A 17,107-nucleotide genomic window follows, 5' to 3' on the forward strand; every position below is an offset into this window, starting at 1 on the left:
CAGGTTCGCTTCTTTCAGCGGAGGGGGCCGTCGGGTCAGCCGGCGTCCTTGCGGGAGAGGAGCCGGTACGCGTCACTGCCGCCCGCGCGCCCGAACACCCGGGCCGCCGCGCCGCCGACCGTGTCGAGCAGCGCCGCGACGGCGAAGAACGGCACGGCGACGGCGATCGCGACGACCCGCCTGGCCCGGCGCGGTGGCGTCGGTCCGGGCGGGAACCACGGTGCGGTGGGCGGCGGGGCCGCGGCGGTCAGCGTCTGGTTGACCACGGCGAAGAACGCGCCGCCCTGGTGGGCGCGGCCGTGCTCGACCTCGACCGTCGTGAATCCGCGTGCGGCCAGAGCCTGCTGGAGGTTGCCGAGGGGCATGAGGTGCTGGTGCTGGGGCTGGAACCACGGCAGCCAGCGCCGGCCGAGCAGCCGGCCGTACCAGCACTGTGGGTCGGGGAGCTCGATGAGCAGGTGCCCGCCGGGCAGGACGACCTTGGCCGCGGCGTCCAGTTCCGCGAACGGGTCGCGGGTGTGCTCCAGGTAGTGGTGCATGCTGACGACGTCGTAGCGGCCGGTCAGCTGGTCGGCCAGTTCGGGGAACTGGCCGACGTACGCCTGCGAGATCCAGCCCCGCCGCCTGGCCTCGTTGACCCCGTCGCCCAGGTCGAGCCCGTCGAAGACGGTGTCCGGCAGATCAGTGCCGGCAACCAGGCACATGTGCGCGTGGCCGGTCCCCACATCGAGCCAACGGGCGGGCTCCACATGGGACTTGACCAGTCGGGTGCGGCCTTTGTACTGACGGCTCATCGACGCGAACATCGCCTCGGCGCCCTTGCCGCCGACCCCGTCGTAGAAGTCCCGGTAGTAGAAGTCGAGCCCGGCCAGGGTCAGCCGGGGATTCTGGAAGATGTGCCGGCAGTCGCGGCACTGGTCGAGGCGGAACCGCCCGGGCTTGCCCTGGAGCCGGTCCTTCGTCCGCACCCGGACGCGGAGCCGTCCCGAACCGCACCACGGGCACGAGTCCCGGGGGTCCTCCAGGAAGCGCCCGACGCCCTGGGCGATGTCGGCGGTGTACACGCGGCGGCGTTCGGCGGCCTCGGCCCCGGTGCCCGGCGCGGGGGCGGGTGGCCCGGTCGCCGCCCGCACCCAGCGGACCGCGGCGAGGCACGGCCGCAGCAGGGCCGCGCGGTGCGCGTGCCGGGGTCGTACGGGCGGGCGCCCGGCGAGGACGAGGTACGGCTGGACCCACCACAGGGCCAGCGCCGTCAGACCCCAGAACGGAGTGCTCCACACGGCACCCGCGAACGCGCCGGCCTCACCGAGCAGTCCACCGAGCGCGGCGGCCGGCGGCGCGCCCGCCGCCCGTACCCGCGCCTTGAAATCGGCCGGGTCCCGGTCGATCGCGACCAGCCCCGGGGCGACCGCGTGGCCGCCCTCCCGCGGTGCGTACCGCTTGAGCAGTGCGGTGAGCGATTCGAGCTCCACCGGGGTGAGGCCCCGGGTGCGTTCCACCCCGGCGCGGACCAGCACACTCTCGTGGACGAGCAGCGCGTGGACCGCCCCGCGCCCGGCGGCCGTCGGATCCCCGCGGTACGCCGCCGGGTCCACATCGCGCACCAGGTCGAGCAGCGGTTCGACGGCGAGGTCCGCGGGGACCAGGTCGAGGACCAGGAGCCCCTCGCGCCGCGCGTACGCGACGGCGGCCCCGCGCAGCCCGTCGCCGGGGTCGACACCGGCAGCGGTGACCCAGCGGTAAGCCGCGGCGTCCGGTGCTTCCACCGATTCCGCGCCCGCGCCGCCGGCCGTACTGTCGGCCGCGCTGCCAGCCGTACTGTCGACCGCGCCGTCCACCGAGCTGCCGACCGCACCGTCGACCGCGGCCGCGGACACGGGTGCCGCGCCGGGAGCCGTCAGGACCGGGAGGCGGCGCAACCGGGCCCGCGCGCGCAGGCTCCCGAACGTCAGGGCGATCAGCAGGAGCAGACCCAGCCACGGGAACGGACTGAAGGCAGGACTGAGGTTCACAGCAGTTTCTCCAACTCGTCCGCGGCGGCCGGGGCCCCGCCGGCGGCGGCGAAGGAGTCGCGCACCCGCAGCGCCCCCTCGCGGTAGCCCGGGGTGTCGAGCACATCCGTGACCGCCTGGCGGATCTCGGGCACGTGGGCCCGGCCGAAGCGGACCCGTACCCCCGCCCCGGCCGCCACGACCTGCTGGGCGATCAGGGGCTGGTCGTCTCGGATCGGCGCGACGACCAGCGGCAGGCCGAAGGCCAGCGCCTCGCACACGGTGTTGTGGCCCCCGTGGGTGACCACCGCGTCCATGTGCGGGAGCAGGGCGACCTGCGGTACGTACTCGTGGGACAGCACATGCCCGTCGCCGTCGCCGAGGAGGTGGCCGGGGGCGGCCAGCACGACCTGGACCCGGTCGGCCAGCGGGCGCGTCGCCTCGACGACCGCCGGGTAGAACCGCTTCCCCGCCTCCCTGTTGAGCGTCCCCAAGGAGACGAGGACGCGGCGGCGGCCGGCGGCGAGCCGCTCCCAGGGGAAGTCGTCGGGAGCCGGTCGCGCGCCGAACGCAGGGCCCACGTAGCGGTGGTGGGGTGGCGACGCCTGCGCCGTCCCCACCAGCGCGGGCGTCGAGAAGATGAGCACGAGGCGGTCGGAGAACCGCGGGTCCCAGCCTTCGCCGAGGCCGTGTCCCCCCGCCAGTCCGGCGATCCGGTCCCGTACCCACGCGTCGATCTTGGGGAACCCCTGGAAGGGCCGGGTGAACTCCACCGACGTCGTCGCGGACGTCACCCAGGTGACGCCGCGCAGCTCAGCGGCGACCGCCCCGGCGAACGCCTGCTGGTCGGACACCACCACATCGGGCCGGTACGCCGCCAGGGCCGCGTCCACCGCCGGCGCCATCGAACGGGCCAGCGGGACGAGGACGTCCTCGACGAGGAACCGCAGCGCGGTGACGCCACGCTGGTCGCGCCACTGCGCGTGGAGGGCCCCGTACCCGCCCGCGGGCGCCGTCGCGGAGGCGAACAGCACGGCGCCGGGGGGCAGTAGCGGCCGCACCTCGCCGGGGCCGCACCACGCGACGGCATGCCCGCGGGTGGTCAGTTCGGCGGCTACGGCCACCGTCGGGTTGACGTGTCCGGCGAACGGCGGCACCACGAAGAGGAATCTCATGCCGGGCCCTCCCCGGCGGCCGGCCGCGCCGCAGAGCGGGTCCCCAGCCAGCGCAGCACCGACGAGACCAGCGCCTCGGGGGCGTCGCGCAGGAGGGCGTGGGCGGCGCCGGGGAAGACCTCGAGGACGCAGTCGGGCAGATGCCCGGCCAGGACAGCGCCCGAGTCGACGAGACTGGAGCCGCTGCCGTACAGCGCGAGGACCGGGCAGGCGACCGTGGCGAGTTGCCCCGCGGTCAGCAACCGGACCGTCGTGACGTCCTCGATGAGTGTGGTCCGGTTGAGCAGCGTGTCCGCGTTGGCGCGCATCCGGGCTGACTTGCGGGCACCGTGCGGGATGAAGTCGCCGTCGAAGGGATTGCACTCCAGGCCGAGTGCGATCAGGTTGAGGGTGTTGGCGACGTCCTCGACCCAGCCCCCCGCGTACCCGGTCGCCCCGGGGAGCCGGCCGCTGTGTTCGGGGTCCAGGCACTGCCCCTCGACGAGGATGAGGCTTGCGACGAGTTCAGGGTGCAGGTACGCGGTGTGCAGTGCGGTCAGGCCGCCGTAACTGTTCCCGAGGATGTGCGCGGGCCCGGTGACGCCGGCCTCCTTGAGGATGGCGGCGAGGTCGTCGACGGCGGTGTCGACGTCGTACCCGGTCGGCGGCCGGTCGGACATGCCGTGGCCGCGCTGGTCGTACATCAGGACGTCGAACCCGGCCCGGACGATGGGCGGCGCGAGCGTGTAGTAGAGGCTGGAGAGGTTGTCCAGCATCAGTCCGTGCAGCAGGACGACGGTCGGCCGGTCGGTGGCCGTACGGCTGCCGCGCAGGTGCTGGACGTGGAAGCGCAGCCCGTTGGCGAGGACGTCGGACACGGCTAGACCTCCCCGCCGTCGAGGAGCAGTTGTGCGGTGATGTAGTCGACCAGCGTGCCGACTGTCATACCGAGGATCTCGTCCATCTCCAGACCGGCGAGGAAGGCCATGAAGTCCACGCTGCGCCCGTACCGCTGTTCGAGCTTCCCGGCCAGTGCGACGAATTCGATGCTTTCGATGGCCAGGTCGTCGCTGAACGAGCTGTCGCGGGTGATCTCCACGGCTACCAGGAGCTCGTCGCCGACCACCTCGACCAGCAGACCGGTGAGTTCGTCGAGGATCCGGCCGGCACGGGTGCCGGCACCGGCGGTTTCTGTAGTCACAGTGACTCCACAGGGCTCAGGGGGACGGTGGGGGTGCCGTCGGACGGGACGGTCCAGGCGACGACGTAGCGTTGGGAAGCGTCGGAGACGGTGCGCGTACGGACCACCCGCGGCGCGGCCCCGGGCCCCGGGCCGGCGACGACCAGCCGGTCCCCGGCGGCTTCGGTGACCAGCAGGTCGCGGGGGCGGCCCGCGAGCCCGGTGCCGTCCGCCTTGCCGGCCGCTTCCTTGGCGCACCAGAAGCGGACCAGCCAGTCACGGCGCAGATCCGGGTCGCCCGCGCTGAGCCGGTCGAGCAGACCGCGCTCGGCCGGGCCGAGCGCGACCTGTTCCAGCGACTCCGGGCGCTCGGACAGCGACTCGATGTCGATGCCGACCGGCACCCGGTCCGTGATGGCCACCGCGAGCCGGTCCTTGTGTGCCAGGGATACGTGCAGGCGGGTGCGGCGGCCCGGGAACTCCGTACCCGGGAACTCGGCACCCTGGAACTCCTCGCCCGGGACGACGCGTTCGACCAGCGGACGGCCGTCCGCACCGTTCGAGACACGGACCTCAGCCGGGTACATCGGGCCTTCGCCGCGCGCCCACAGGTAGCGGCGTACCGCGTCCTTGACCGCGATCCGGCCGAGCAGCCAGCCCGCGCGGCCGCGCGGCGTCCCGGCGGCGAACTCGGCGCGCTCGCCCGCGCCCAGGTAGCGCCGCATGACCAGTTCCTGGGACGCGGCGTCCGGCCACCGGGTGCGCACCAGGCACCAGCCCCCGGGCTGCGGTTCGCCGACGCCGGTGGTGTGCGGGGTGAACTTCATCGGCCAGACGCGCTCGTCCGCGGCGAACCTGCGGTACGTCCAGCCCGTCAGGCGGGCCCGGACCAGCCCGTCGCGGGCGTCGCACAGTTCGACGTCACCCCGGACGGTGGTCGCGGAGACGTGTCGGATCCGGGCGGTCGCCAGGAGCCTGTCACCGGTGCGGGGCGGGTCGCCGAACAGGCGCACCTCGTCGACGGACACCGGGAAGACGAGCCGGTCGACCGGTAGGCGCAACTGCATCCAGTGGCCCAGGAGTTGCCCGGCCGCGTCGAGCAGCGCACCGGGTGCGGGAAGGGCGCGCAGCACGCCCCGGACGCCGTCGTCGCCGACTGCGGTGACCTCGTCGACACCGGCGAAGCCGGGACCGTGGAACATCCAGCGGTCCGCGTACAGCGCGGCGGCGCTGACCGGGGCCGGCCCCTCGCCCGTGAGCGGGGTCCGGTCCGGGGCCACCGGGCGGGCGGGTGACCCGGCGAGCCGGACCACGGTGGAGGTGAATCCGGCGATCCCGACCCGCACCCGGTCCGTGCCGAGCCGGGTCGCGGTGACCTCGGCGCTGGTCGCTGGTGCGACGGGGAGCCAGCGCAGCGCGCGCACTTCGTCGTACCCGGTGACAGTCCGCCCGGGTACCAGGGCGCGGGCGGCCTCGCCGGTGAGGTCCAGGAGGGTGGTCATCGGGACGACGGGGAACCGGTCGGAGTCGTCGGCCCAGTCGTCGTGCTGCTCGTAGAGGCAGTGGTCGGCGACGTAGGGGAGGTTGCGCAGGGAGAACTCGCGGGTCCGGGTCTGGGACTGGGGGGTGTCGGCCCCGGGGCCGGACTCAGGCCCGGCGGCCGGTTGCCGACTGGTCGTGGGGGTCGCGGAGTTCGTGGAGTTCGTGGAGTTCGTAGGGTTCGTGGGGTCCGTGGGGTCCGTGGGGTGCTTGGGGGTCGCGGAGGTGACGGGGGTGACGGCCTGCCACGCGTCCACGGTCCGCGTCGCGGCGTCCCCGGCCTCGTTGAGGATCGCGGCGAAGGCCGCCAGGACGGGGTTCTGGAGCTGTTCGCCGGTGAATGGTGCTCCGGGCGGGGTGGCGGACGGCAGCTCAGGGAATGCGGCACGGTCGAGCCGGACGATGGGGGAGCCGAGGTCGAGGCGCATGGTGGTGCCGGGGCGCCGGGCCGGGGGTGGCGGCGCGGGAGCGGTCCGCTCCGCGGCCGGCTCCAGCCCCTCGGTCCACAGGGCGGCCTGGACGCGCAGCAGTCCGGCGAGACCCGGATTCCGGGCACTGTGCGCGGCGACGGTCAGCACACCGGCGCCGGGCAGGGTGTCGTCGACGAACCCGGTCAGGCTGCCGGCCCCGACCTGGACGAACGCCCGTACGCCGCTGTCGTAAAGGCGCTCGACCAGCGCGCCGAAGCGCACCGGCTCCACGAGGTGACGGATCGTCAAGGAGCGTACGGCGTCTGCTTCTTCGGGGTAGGGCTGCACGCTGGTAGCGGACCAGACGGGCACGGTCGGCTTGTGCAGCGGGAGGCGGGCGAAGGAGTCGCGCACCTGGCTGAGGTAGGGCTCCCACATCGGGGTGTGGAACCCGGACCGGAACGGCAGTTCCTGCCCGAGGACGCCGTCGGTGCGCAGCAGGTCCAGGACCCGGCGTACGGAGTCGGCCGGGCCGCACACGACGCACTGGTGCGGGCAGTTCTCATGTGACACGACCACGCCACCGGTGGCCGTACGTACTCCGGCGGCACGGCCCCCGGCGGCACGCCCCCCGGCCGTACGGGCCTCAGCGGCACAGGCCTCGGCGGCCCGGGCGGCCCCGCAGGCGACCGCGGCGTAGACGAGGTCGGGCACGGCGAGCCCGCCGGGGCGCAGGGAGCCCAGGAAGACGTCGACGGCACTGGTCGGGTACATCCCGGCGACGACCATCGCCGTCCACTCGCCGAGGCTGTGCCCCGCGAGCAGGTCAGGCCTGATGCCCAGTTCCCCGAGCGCGGCGGCGAGCAGCCGCCCGGTGCCGAGCGCTTCGAGCGCGCGTCCGACGATGTCACCGGTGTCGTGGACACCCGGCCGGGGCAGCCCGAACGCGTCGGCCACGTCGTGCACTGCGGGCTGGGTCTCCGGCTCCAGACCCGGGAAGAGGAACGCGACCTTCCCCGGACGCTCCGCCCGGGGACCGAGCAGCGGACGGGGCGTGAACCAGACACCGCTGCGGCCACGCCACGGCTCGCCGCGGGCGACGACGCGGGCGGCCAGTCCGAGACGTCGGGCAGTGGGGTCGAGCACGGCCAGCCGGCAGGGTCCGTCACCGCCCGCGGGGGAGCCGTCCCGGAGCATCGCGGCGAGTCCGCCGACGGATCCGGCCGCGAGGGTGAGCACGCGCCCGGCATCGTCACCCGGCCCCTGGAACACCGGGGCCCCCCGGCCGCGCTGCGCAAGGCCGGGCGCCGCGTCGACGTCAGCGGACGCGGCGGCCGGCGCCCGTCGGGGCCCGGCGGACGACGGCAGCGCCCGGTCAGTTCCGTACGCTCCTGTCCCGGCGGACGACGGCAGCGCCCGGTCAGCTCCGTACGCTCCTGTCCCGACGGACCGGGGCAGCGCCCGGTCAGTTCCGTACGCTCCTGTCCCGACGGACGGCCAGGCGGCGAGGCTTTCGCGCAGGCGGTCGGTCGGCAGCGCCGCGGCCCGGCCGTCGGCCGGGGGTTCCTCGACCACCACGTGGGCGTTCACCCCGCCGAAGCCGAAGGCGTTCACGGCCGCGCGGCGTACCGTCCCCGCCGGGGTCTCCCACGGTTCGGCCTCGGAGATCAGCCGCATCCGGGTCGGTTCCAGCCCCGCGTGCGGGTCGTCCACGTTCAAGGTGGGCGGGAGCGTCGCGTGGTGGACCGCGTAGACCGCCTTCAGCAGGCCGGCCATGCCGCTGGCCTGCATCGCATGGCCGATCATCGACTTGACCGAGCCGGCGACGACGTCGCGTCCACGCGCGCCCGTCGGACCGAACACCCTCGCCAAGGTCTCCAGTTCGACCGAATCGCCGACCGGCGTGCCGGTGCCGTGCGCCTCCAGGAGGCCGAGTGCCCCCGCGGCCCGCGGGTCGAGCCCCGCCGCCAGCCAGGCGCTCTCCAGCGCCCGGACCTGACCGGCGGCAAGCGGGCTCATCAGGCTCGCCGCCCGCCCGTCACTGGCCACGCCGACGCCGCGGACCACGGCGTACACCCGGTCGCCGTCCCGCCGGGCGTCCGCCCAGCGCTTGAGGACGACGGCGCCGGTGCCCTCGGAGATGAGGGTCCCGTCCGCCGCGCGGTCGAACGGCCGGATCCGCATCGACGGGCTCAGCGCCCGCAGTTGGGTGAACACGCTCCACAGCGTCGCGATGTGGCAGTGGTGGACGGACCCCGCGATCACCGCGTCGCACCGCCCCGAGGCCAGTTCCGCCACCGCGTGGTCGATCGCCAGGAGCGAGGTCGCGCAGGCCGCGTCCACGGTGTAGGCGGGGCCGCCCAGGTCGAGGCGGTTGGCGATCCGGGAGGCCGTGAAGCTGGGGACGAGCCCGATCGAGGACTCGGGCCGTTCCGGGCCGAGGGAAGCCTGGAACGCCTCCCGGACCGCGGTCAGCCGCGCCTCCCCGAGGTCGGGCGCCACCTCGCGCAGCACCGCGACGAGCTGGTGCGCGGTACGCACCCGCTGGTCGAGCCGCGCCGTCGCGACGCCCATGTAGCCGCCGCGCCCGAACACGACGCCGATCCGCGAACGGTCGGGCAGCCGGTCTTCGCCGCCCGCGTCCGCGATCGCCTCGGCGGTGGTGCGCAGCGCGAGGAGTTGGTCGGGTTCGGCGCCGTCGACGGCCGACGGCATGATCCCGAAGCGGGTGGGGTCGAACGAGGCGTATTCGTCGATGAATCCGCCCCTGCGGCAGTAGAACCGGTCGGCGCGCACCGGTCCTGTCGCCGCTCCGGGTGAGAAGTAGACCGCCGGGTCCCACCGGTGCGGCGGGACGTCGGTGATCGCGTCGAGGCCCTTCTCGATGTTCGTCCAGAACGCGGGCGCGTCCGGTGCGGCGGGGAACACCGCCCCGATGCCGACGATCGCCGCGTCGCCGGGCTTCGGGCCGTCACCGTCCCGGTCTCCGGTCACAGTCCGGCCTCCGTCGCTCCGGCGGGGGTGCGCGGCGGGCAGAGGTACACGGCCTGGGCCCCGGTGCCGTACGCGAGTTCGCTGAGCACGGCGTCGACACCCGCGTCCGGGTCGATCAACGGCATACCGAGCCGCAGGTAGTGGCGTTCGAGCTCCTCGGTGACCATGCCGCCGCCGGTGGCGGCCCAGGGTCCCCAGTCCAGTGAGACGACGCGGCCGGCGACCGCGTCGGCCCCGCCGGACCGGCTCCAGAGCAGCGCGAGGGAGTCGAGGGCGTCGTTGGCCGCGGCGTAGTCCGCCTGGCCCCGGTTGCCGAACACCCCGGCGACGCTGCCGAACAGGACCATGAACGCGGGCCGGGCACCGCAGGGCAGGGCGCGTACGGCGTCCGCGAGGGCCCGGGCGCCCACGACCTTCGTGGTGAAGACCTGGGCGAAGGACTCTTCGGTCTTGTCCTTGAGCAGCCGGTCCTCCAGGACGCCGGCGCCGTGCACGATGCCGTCCAGGCGCCCGTGCCGGGTGTGCACCTCCTCGACCACCGCCCGCACCGAGGCGGGGTCCCGTACGTCGATGGTGTGGAGCCGGACGGACGCGGCGGGCCCGGCGAGGGCGTCGAGTGTCGCGCGCACTTCGCGGCGGGCCATGGTCCGCGACACTCCGGCCTCGATCCGCGCGGGCTCGCGCAGGCCCGCGGCGATGAGCGCGGCCCGGAGTCCGGCCCGGTCGGTGGCCGCAGCGGTGCCGGGGTCCTCCGGACCGTCGTCGTCGGTACGGCCGACCAGTTCGATGTGGCAGCCGTAGGCTTCGGCGAGCCCGACGGCGACCCGCGCGGTGATCCCCCGCGCGCCCCCGGTGAGCAGGACCACGGAGTCCGGGCCGAGGATGGGGGCGGTGGGTGACGCTCCAACGGGTGCGGGTCGGACGACGAGCGTACGGCGTACCCCCGCGCCCAGGCCGATGACGACCGGGGCCTGGGGGTCGGGCGTGGTGCGGAGCTCCGCGAGGAGGTGACGGGCGATCAGGTCGGGCTCGTCCTTGGAGTCGACGTCGACGACGCGGACGACGCAGTCGGGGTACTCGTGGGCGGCGGTACGGGCGAACCCGGCGAGCCCGATGCCCGCCGAGTGGTCGGTGGCGCGCCCGACGGTGCTGTCCCGCCCGAAGAGGCCGCCGCCCCCGGTGGCGAGGACGAGGTGGCGTACGCCGCCGGTGAGGGAGTCGCGCAGGAGCGCGAAGTCATCGAGGAGGACCGGGACTTCGTCGGGACGCAGCGCCCCGAGGTGGACCAGGGCGTCGACCTGCCCGGAAGCGGTGGGCTGGCCGGGCTCGGTGATCCGGACACTGGCGCCCAGCCGCTCCAGCCGGTGGGCGAGCGCGAGCGCGATCCCGTGCGCGTCGGCGACGAGGACGACCGAGCGGCCGGCGAAGGAGCCGGCGGCTTCATCGCCCGGGTCGGCGACAGACCCCGTATCGGCGAGCTCGACGAGATCGACCGTGTGGCGTACGGGCCGCCCGCTGTGCGGGAGGCCGCCGGCAGGGACCGGTTCCGTTCCGGCCCCCGGGTCTGACTGTGCCACGGCTGACCGTGCCGGGTCTGACTGCGCTGCGGCTGACTGTGCCCCGGCTGACCGTGCCGGGTCTGACTGTGCCACGGCTGACCGTGCCGCGTCGGCGGGGACCCGTTCCGGTCCTGTCCCCGCGCCTGCCGGCGTCGCGTCCGCCGCCGGCGCGTTCCCGCCCGGCGTTCCGGCCGGTTCACCTGAGGCGGCCGCGTGCTCCAGGAGCCCTTCTACGATTCCGCTGATCGTCTTCACCCGGGCGAGCCGCTCCACGAGGGATTCGTCCATCATGCCGAGGCGGACCGCGAGTTCGCCGATGATTTCGGTCCGTTTGATCGAGTCGACCGACAGGTCCGCTTCGAGGTCCAGGCCGGTGTCGAGCATGTCCCGGGGGTAGCCCGTACGGGCTCCGATGACGTCCAGCACCGCGTTCAGGGCAGCGGGCCCGTCGAGGGCGGGGGTGGCCGTCGGCGCCCCGGCCGCGGGGGCCGCCCCGGTCGCCGGAGCGGGGGTCTGCGTAGCCGCCGGGCGCTGGGCCGGCAGCGGTGCAGCCGGTGCGGGCGGTGCCGCGGTCCAGGGCTGCGGGCCCATGCCCAGGTAGCCGAGCAGTACGTCGCGCTGGGCCGCGATCAACTCCCGTGAGCCGGCCAGGTATTCGAGGACCGCGCTCTCGCGGACGTCGTCTCCGCCTCCGGAGACCCGGACGACCGCCGGCGGCTGTACGGGTTCGGCGGGGCGGAGGCCGCCCGCAACCGGCGATCCGTCGGTGGTACGCACCATGTGGCCGTCAACCTTCCATGCGGGGAGCGGGTCGGGGTGGGTGTCGGCACGGCCGGCGCGGCCGCGGGTCAGTTCGCCGACGGCGACCGGGACGTCGTGGACGGCCATTTCGGCACAGGCCGTCAGCAGCCGGCGGATGCCGTGCTCGCCCGGCACGTCGCAGGCGATCGCGGTGTGCGGGCGGTCCCCGAGGACCGCCCCGACCATGCCGGTGAGCACCCGCCCGGGTCCCGCCTCGATGAACACGCGTGCTCCGGCCGCGTACATCGACTCGACCTGCTCGGCGAAGCGGACCGGCTCGGCCACCTGACGCGCCAGCAGTTCCCGTACGCTCTGCGGACTTTCCTGGTATCTCCCGGCCGTGCAGTTCGCCCAGACCGGGAGGACCGGTGCCGCAACCGGCAGGCCGGCCAGCGTCCTCGCCAGGGCCGCCGACGCCCCGGCCACCACCGTGCTGTGGAACGCGCAGGCCACCGGCAGCCGCCGGACCCGGAGGCCGTCGGCTTCCAGGGCCGCCACGGCTGCCGCCAGGGCCGCGGTCGGACCCGAGATCACCGTCTGGTGCGGGGTGTTGATGTTGGCCGCGACGACCGGGCCGCGCGGGCCGCCGACGCTGACGCCACCAGCGCTGTCGCTGTCGCTGTCGCCACCGTCGCCGCCGGGACGGAGGTCGTGGTCGTCGAGGTTCACACGAGCGAGCACCGGGGCCAGCCGCGCCGCCGACGCGGCCACCGCGGCCATCGCCCCCGGGTCGTCGCCCGCCGCGGCCAGGATCGCCTCCGCACGGGCCGAGCTCAACTTCAGCAGCGTCGCGCTGTCGTACGATCCCGCCGCCCACAGCGCGGCCAGTTCGCCGTAGCTGTGCCCGGCGGTCAGGTCGGGCCGTACGCCGAGCCGTGCCAGGAGGCGCGTCATCGCCACCGCCGTGACACCGAGCGCCGGCTGGGCGGTCCTGGTGTCGGTGATCGTGTTGTGGAGCGCCTCGCGGCCCCCTGGACTGAACGCCGTCGGCGGGAACAGGGCCGACACGCATGACCGGGGTGCCTCGTCCAGCACCCCGCGCAGGCCCGGGAAGGCCACGAACAGGTCGGCGAGCATGCCGGGCCGCTGGCTGCCCTGGCCCGGGTAGAGGAACGCGACCGTGCCCGGTTCGGCACCGGAGTCCCGCAGGAACACGGCTCCGGCCGGGTCGCCCACGCCGTCGCGGGCCCGGGCCAGTTTCACCCGCAGGTCCTCCAGGTCCGACGCCACCAGGGCGACCTGCACGGGCGCGCCGGTGTCCGTGGTGGCCGTGGTGGCCGAAGGGGCCGACGGAACCGACGGAACCGACGGAACCGACGGAACCGACAGCGCCGCCAGCGCCGCCAGGCCGCGCAGGGTCCGCGGAGCGGGGTCGTCAAGGAGGGCGACGAGGCGGTCGACCGACCGGACGGCGTCCGCGTGGTCGGTGCCCCGGAAGCAGAACAACTCGGCCGGCCATTCCTTCAGTGCCGCGCTGCCGAGCGTGTCCGCCGCGTAGTCGCGGTCCGCACAGCCGTGGTCCGAGCAGCCGTGGTCCGAGCAGCGGTTGCCCGCATGGTTGTCGTCCGCACAGTCGCGGTCCGCACAGTCGCGGTCCGCACAGCCGCGGTCCGCACAGCCGCGGTCCGCACAGCCGTGGTCCGCATAGGCGTGGTCCGGCGGCGCGTGCCCCGCCAGGACCGCGTGGAAGTTCGTCCCGCCGAAGCCGAACGCACTCACCCCGGCCAGTCGCCGGCCCGGTTCCGCGGCCCACGGGCGGGCCTGGGCGTCGAAGAAGAACGGGCTCGACTCCGGGTCCCAGGCCGCGTTGGGCTTGCGTACGTGCAGCGTCGGGGGCCGCACCCCGTGGTGCAGGGCCAACGCCGTCTTGATCAGCCCGGCCAGGCCCGCCGCGCACTTGGTGTGCCCGATCTGGGACTTCACCGAACCGAGCGCACAGGCCCCCGGCTCTGCGCCGTACGAAGTGAACACCTCGGTCAGCGTCTCCAGTTCGGTCCGGTCGCCGACCACGGTCCCGGTGCCGTGCGCCTCGACCAGGCCGATCTCGGCGGGGGACACGCCGGCCCGCCGGTAGGCCCGTTCCAGTGCGCGGCGCTGCCCCTCGGGGCGGGGCGCGGTCAGGCCGAGCGAACGGCCGTCACTGGATCCGGCGACCGCCTTGACCACCGCGTACACCCGGTCGCCGTCGCGTTCCGCGTCGGCCAGCCGCTTGAGCACCACACACGCCGCGCCCTCGCCGAGGGTGATCCCGTCCGCCGCCGAGTCGAACGTCGCGCACCGCCCCGACGGGGACAGCGCGTGCACCGACGCGAACATCAGGTAGTCGTTGATCCCGTTGTGGGTGTCGACACCACCGCACAGCACCACATCGCTGCTGCCGAGGACGAGTTCCTTGCAGGCCAGGTCGAGCGCCGCGAGCGAGGCCGCGCAGGCCGCGTCGACGGTGTAGTTCACACCGCCCAGGTCGAGTCGGTTGGCGATCCGGCCCGCGATCACATTCGCCAGCACACCGGGGAAGGAGTCCTCGGTCGGCTTGGGCAGCTGCGCGTCCAGGTCGGCGGGCAGGTCGCCGAAGTACGCGGGGTACAACGCCCGGAAGCCGTACGCCCCGGCCAGGTCCGTGCCCGCCTCCGCACCGAAGATCACCGAGGTGCGGCCCCGGTCGAACTCGCGGCCACCGCCGTACCCCGCGTCCTCCAGCGCACGGGACGCCACCTGGAGCGACAGCAGCTGGGCCGGTTCGATCGAGGCGAGCGAGGCCGGGGGGATTCCGTACGCCGGCGCGTCGAAGGGCACCGCGGGGACAAAACCGCCCCACTTGGAAGGCGTGCGCCCGTCCGGGTCGCGGACCGCCGCGGGGTCGAAGTACTTGTCGTGGTCCCAGCGTTCGCGTGGCACCTCGGTCACCGCGTCGGCGCCGGTGACGATGTTGCGCCAGAACGCCGACAGGTCCACCGCTCCGGGCAGCACACACGCCATGCCGACGATCGCGACGTCGACCGGCTCCGCCGCCGGCTCGGGATCCTCGGCGGACAACCCCAACTGTGCGGTACGGGCGGCCAGGAACGCGGTCGCGCCCCCGGTCACTTCGGTGTGCAGACGCGCGACCGTGGTCGGCTCCGAGCGCAGCGCCGCGGTCTGGCCGAGCATGAACATGCCGTCCCGGTGCTGCGCGTCCTCGTCCACACTGACCAGGCCGCCGCCCTCCCGGCGCACACCCTTGCTGGCGATCCGCAGCCGGCCCAGGTTGAGCTCCTCCAACTCGGCCCACATCTCACGCTGGGGCACCCCGCGCGCCTCCAGGTCCGCCCGGGTCGCGGCGAAGGCCGTGACGAACGGGGTCCCGGCGCACCGGGTCGCGTGCCCGGGCGCGGTCTGCAGCAGTTCGGTGGCCCCGCAGTCGACGGCCGCGCGCTGGAAGCCGGGCAGGATCGCCCCGGCCGCGACCGCCTCCGCGGTGAACAGGTACGCCGTGCCCATCAGCACACCCACACGGGCGCCCAGTTCGGCGAGCGGGGCGGCCGCGGCGGCGACCATCGCGGCCGACCGCGCGTCGTGGACACCGCCCGCGAACAGCACGTCCAGCCCGGCGCCCGTGCCGCCGCGCCGCGCGAAGGTGAGCAGCAGGTCGATCTGCGCCTCCCACAGGGGGAAGCTCGCCCGGGGACCGACGTGGCCGCCGCACTCCAGGCCTTCGAAGACGAAACGGCGGGCGCCCTCGCGCAGGAACTGCTCAAGGAGGCCGGGGGAGGGGACGTGCAGGTACGTCCGGATTCCGGCCGCCTCCAGCGGCGCGGACTGGCCGGGCCGGCCGCCCGCGATCAGCGCGTACGGCGGTCTGGCCGCGGCGACGGCGGCGAGCTGCTCGTCGCGCAGGTCGGGTGGGGCGAAGCCCAGGAGGCCTACGCCCCAACGGCGTTCGCCCAGCCGCCCGGCGGTCTCCGCCAGGAGCGCGCGGGTGGCCGCGCCGTCCATCAGCGCCAGTGCCAGGAACGGCAGGCCGCCGCCCTGGGCGACCGCGTCGGCGAACGCGGCCCGGTCGCTGACCCGGGTCATCGGGCCCTGGACGACCGGCAGGTGACGGTCCGTCGACAGCAGCGGCCGGCAGCGTACGGCCGCGGTGAGGGAGCTGGTGACGGCCGACCTGACGGCCCGCACGGTCCGTCCCGTCGTCCCGTACCGCTCGGCGAAACGTCGGGCCAGCGCTCCGTCCTGTCCCACGGGGAGCAACTGCCGGTCGAGGCCGCGCGCCCCGAACGCCGACCCGACGCCGCCTTGTGCCACCGCTGCGTCCACAAGCTGACGCAGCGGCAGATCCGGCCGGGTGTACACCCGGTGTCCTTCCAGGACGACGGTCTCGCTGCCGTCCATCGCCCGCAGTGCCGCGGCCACCGGGTCCGGCAGGCGCGGTGCGGCTTCCGCGAGCAGCGCGAGCTGGGTGTCCAGTACGACACCGGCGGCCCCGCCCGCCACCGCCGCGGCGGCGGTGTGCGGGCCGATCCCGCCCTTCGCCCAGACCGGAAGCCGCAGTGCGGGGTCGGCGAGCAGATGCTGGAGCAGGACGAACGTGGTCAGGTCGCCGACCTTCCCGCCGGCCTCGTTGCCCACGGCGATCAGCCCGTGTGCGCCCGCCGACGCCGCGGCCCAGGCCTCCTGGGGCGAGGTGACCTCGACCAGGACGCGTCTGCCGGGTCCGGCACCGGCCACCGGCCACGGCGACCCGGCGGCGAGGATCACCACGTCGGCCGGCTCGGGGAGGTCCGCCGGCCGCACCGGGCAGCCGGCCGGGACGCGGACCCCGAAGGACCGTTCGGGGCGGCGAACCACTTCCGCGAGTGCTGCGAGTGCTCGCGTACGGTCCCTGCCGAGGTCGACCACGCCCAGCGCGCCGGCCCGGTGGGCGGCGACCGCGAGCGTGCCGTTCGGTTCCTCGAACGGTCCGACCGCGAGGATGAGGTCACGACGTGCGGACTCCGACGCCATGGGTGCGTCTCCTTCCCGGACGTGCACGGCGGCCGTACGCGGAACTGACGTGAATTCACGCCATCCGGCGACGGCACAATGGAAGAAAAACAGCCTTGTATTGCGCACTGGACACGGTTGATATAACGCGGACAGGAAGTCCTGCGGAAATTCTTGACACTCTGTGCGTGAATCGGAATTGCGTTCACCGGTTCGGCTCGCTGCATCGTGTGGTGCGCGCCGTGGGCTGTCAAGGGTGCGGTTCCGGGGGGGGACCGTCCGGTGTGGTCCGGGGCCGGCAGTCCAGGTGTCCGTCGAATCGGTTGTGTCACTTCCCTTAGTCCTACCTGGGGATTCGTACTAGAACACGTTCTGACCAGCGCAAACGCGCAGCCAGCCATACGCATGCGCATGTTCTGTTCCGGTTGTCGGGACGCGCGGGGCGCGGCGCGCGTGGGGCCAGCCGCGGACATGCCTGACGATCTATTCCTTCCGGGCATGGTTCGCTGCCGAAAAG

6 protein-coding genes are annotated in these 17,107 nt (G+C 74.4%); all 6 read right to left on the minus strand.

The window, feature by feature from the left end; genetic code table 11:
* Nucleotides 1-35: 35 nt before the first annotated feature.
* From AC0Z36_RS08420 to AC0Z36_RS08445, 6 genes are read right to left on the minus strand one after another with little or no spacing between them, the layout of a single operon-like run.
* On the minus strand, nucleotides 36-2,012 hold the full coding sequence (locus AC0Z36_RS08420) for a class I SAM-dependent methyltransferase (protein ID WP_485462098.1): 1,977 nt from the start codon (nucleotides 2,010-2,012) through the stop codon (nucleotides 36-38).
* Nucleotides 2,009-3,166, minus strand: coding sequence for a glycosyltransferase (locus AC0Z36_RS08425; protein ID WP_485462099.1), 1,158 nt, complete (start codon nucleotides 3,164-3,166; stop codon nucleotides 2,009-2,011). The genes AC0Z36_RS08420 and AC0Z36_RS08425 overlap by 4 nt, the downstream gene beginning before the upstream one ends.
* Nucleotides 3,163-4,023, minus strand: coding sequence for an alpha/beta fold hydrolase (locus tag AC0Z36_RS08430; protein ID WP_485462100.1), 861 nt, complete (start codon nucleotides 4,021-4,023; stop codon nucleotides 3,163-3,165). The genes AC0Z36_RS08425 and AC0Z36_RS08430 overlap by 4 nt, the downstream gene beginning before the upstream one ends.
* Before the next feature lie 2 nt (nucleotides 4,024-4,025).
* Nucleotides 4,026-4,346 (minus strand): acyl carrier protein, encoded by a 321-nt coding sequence (locus AC0Z36_RS08435; RefSeq protein WP_485462101.1) that lies wholly within the window; start codon nucleotides 4,344-4,346, stop codon nucleotides 4,026-4,028.
* Nucleotides 4,343-9,268: a beta-ketoacyl synthase N-terminal-like domain-containing protein gene (locus AC0Z36_RS08440; protein WP_485462102.1), complete on the minus strand. Its 4,926-nt coding sequence runs from the start codon at nucleotides 9,266-9,268 to the stop codon at nucleotides 4,343-4,345. The genes AC0Z36_RS08435 and AC0Z36_RS08440 overlap by 4 nt, the downstream gene beginning before the upstream one ends.
* Complete coding sequence (locus AC0Z36_RS08445; protein ID WP_485462103.1) at nucleotides 9,265-16,611, minus strand: SDR family NAD(P)-dependent oxidoreductase; 7,347 nt, start codon at nucleotides 16,609-16,611, stop codon at nucleotides 9,265-9,267. The genes AC0Z36_RS08440 and AC0Z36_RS08445 overlap by 4 nt, the downstream gene beginning before the upstream one ends.
* Between the last annotated feature and the right edge of the window lie 496 nt (nucleotides 16,612-17,107).

The organism is Kitasatospora sp. UYEF31 (genome assembly GCF_057291755.1).